The sequence below is a fragment of the Trebonia sp. genome (assembly GCF_049794275.1).
Classification (GTDB): Bacteria; Actinomycetota; Actinomycetes; order Streptosporangiales; family Streptosporangiaceae; genus Trebonia.
Genome location: NZ_JBARCR010000882.1, coordinates 1 through 2335, shown reverse-complemented (window position 1 = coordinate 2335; position 2335 = coordinate 1). Strand labels below are relative to the sequence as shown.

Annotated in this window: 3 protein-coding genes and 1 pseudogene; 3 read left to right on the top strand and 1 reads right to left on the bottom strand. The window is 72.2% G+C overall.

Going from position 1 to position 2335, the window contains the following annotated elements; genetic code table 11:
- Positions 1–447: pseudogene (locus tag WA805_RS22740) on the bottom strand (sensor histidine kinase); the annotation flags it as partial.
- Between the two features lie 130 nt (positions 448–577).
- Between WA805_RS22740 and WA805_RS22735 the strand changes: the two are divergent.
- The 3 genes from WA805_RS22735 to WA805_RS22725 form a co-directional block, all read left to right on the top strand.
- Positions 578–1123 carry a YceI family protein gene (locus WA805_RS22735; RefSeq protein ID WP_422279706.1) on the top strand — a complete coding sequence of 182 codons (546 nt, stop codon included), beginning with the start codon at positions 578–580 and terminating at the stop codon, positions 1121–1123.
- Entirely contained in the window at positions 1120–1824 is a 705-nt protein-coding gene (locus tag WA805_RS22730) for an ABC transporter ATP-binding protein (protein ID WP_422339826.1), read from the top strand. The genes WA805_RS22735 and WA805_RS22730 overlap by 4 nt, the downstream gene beginning before the upstream one ends.
- Positions 1821–2335, top strand: a 515-nt coding sequence (locus WA805_RS22725; RefSeq protein ID WP_425243355.1) for an ABC transporter permease, incomplete at its 3' end; no start/stop codon positions are given. The genes WA805_RS22730 and WA805_RS22725, both read left to right, overlap by 4 nt.

Here is a 2335-nt window from a genome sequence, read left to right as displayed (position 1 = left end):
GAGTAGCGCCTGCCTGGCACGGTCCCCTTGGCCCCAGCCGACGAGTGCCGCCCCGGCGGCGATCACGAGCACCGCCCACCACGCGTACGGCAGCGACCCGTTCGGCCGCCACACGCCGCGGATCAGGTGCGCCGCCACGTCCGCGCCGCCGGCCGCCACGGCGACCGCGAAGGGGCGGCGCTGTGCGACGTACAGCGTCCCCAACGTCGCGGCCGGCGTGGCCGCGGGCGACAGCGCCGCCAGCACGGCCAGCGCCACCGCGCCGGGCACCGGCCAGCGCAGTAGCACTGGCACCAGGGCGCAGGCTACGAGCCCCACCGCGATATCCAGCGTCAGCAGTCCGGACGACTCGTGCGAGCTGGCCTGTCCCACGATGGTCGCCGCGGTCAGTGCCCCGATCCCTGTCGTAGCTCCCGCGATCACCGGCAGCGGTGGCGATTCACTCACGCGTCCAGGCTAGGGCCGGGATGGCCAGCCGCGACACCGACCAAAGTCGGACACGGGGCCGGCCCGGGTCGATGCGGGAGCCGGCGAGCGGCCGATGCCCGGCGTCCCCGCCCCGGGCGAGGCTGCCGTCATGACAACCACTACCTCAGTACCAGAAACCCTCAGCCCAGGCACGTACCGGATCGACGAGGAACGCTGCCTCATCACCTTCCGCACCAGGCACCTGTTCGGCCTCGGCGCCGTCCGCGGCACGTTCCGGCTCCGCTCCGGTGAGATCCGGCTGGCCGAACAGGTCCAGGACTCCGCCGTGCGGGCGACCGTGGACGCCGAGAGCTTCCACACCGGAAACCCGGGCCGGGACCGTACCGTCCGGTCGGCCCGGCTACTCGACACAGCCGAGCACCCTATCTTCACGTTCACGTCCACCCAGGTCGCCGAGTCCGGCGGACGGCGGGTCGTGCGCGGCCGGCTGGTCGTGCGCGACGCTGAGCACCCCGTCGAGCTGACGATCGAGCAGGCGCGGGCGGACGGCCCGCAACTCACCATCGTCGCCAGCGCCGGCATCGACCGGTACGCCTTCGGGGTCACGGCCATGAAGGGCCTCGCCGCCAGGCGGCTGTCCTGCCAGCTCGAGATCGTCGCGATGAGGAAGGAGACGGAGGCGGAGGGACGATGACGGCCATCGAGGTTGAGGGACTGAGCAAGCGCTACGGCCCCAAGGTCGCGGTTGACGACGTGAGCTTCGCTGTCGCCGAGGGCGAGATCTTCGGCCTGCTCGGCCGCAACGGCGCCGGCAAGTCCACCACGGTCGACTGCCTTGCCGGGCTGCGCGTGCCCGACCGCGGCCGGATCCGCGTCGCGGGCTTTGACCCGCGGCAGGACCGGCGTGAGCTGCGCCAGCTGCTCGGCGTCCAGCTCCAGGAGAGCGAGCTGCCCGACCGGCTGACGGTCGCGGAGGCGATGCGGCTGTATGCCTCCTTCTATCCCCGGCCCGCGGACATCGACGGCCTGCTCGCGCAGCTCGACCTCACCGACAAGAGCAACACCAGGTACCGCCGCCTGTCCGGCGGCCAGAAGCAGCGGCTGTCGATCGCGCTCGCGCTGATCGGGCGGCCGCGGATCGCCATCCTCGACGAGCTCACGACCGGCCTCGATCCGGTCGCCCGCCGGGACACGTGGCAGCTCATCGACGACATCAGGAACCAGGGAGTGACGATCGTGCTGGTCACCCACTTCATGGACGAGGCCGCACGGCTGTGCGACCGGGTCGCCATCATGCGCGACGGCCGGATCGCCGCGCTCGGCGCCCCCGCCGCACTAGCCCAGCCCACCCTCGAGGACGCCTTCGTGGCGCTGACCGGCCGGAGGACATCATGAAAATGCTCACGATGACGGAGGCCAAGCTGCTGGTGCGCGAGCCCCTCGCGCTGTTCTGGGGGCTCGTGTTTCCCATGGCGCTGCTGGCCGTCATGGGGCTGTCCTCCTCCGATATCGGCGGCGTGCCGCTAGTCACCATCTACGAGCCGATCGTCATCGCGTTCGTGGGCGTGGTGTTCGGCGTCCAGGGCATTCCCGTGCAGGTGGCGGGCTATCGGGAGCGGCGTATCCTGCGGCGGCTCGCGACCACCCCGGCCGGTCCGGTGCGGGTGGTCGCCGCCCAGCTCATCGTCAGCCTGGTGGTGGTGCTGGCCGCGACGGCGGGTGTCCTCGCCGTGGGACGGCTCGGCTTCGGCGTTCCGCTGCCGCGCCAGCCCGCCGGCTTCGTCCTGGTGGCAGTGCTGTCCGCCACCGCGATGCTCGCCCTCGGCCTGCTGATCGGCGCCGTGGCGCCCACCGCCCGGTCCGCGGGGGCGGCCGGGACGGTGCTGTTCTTCCCGCTGATGTACTT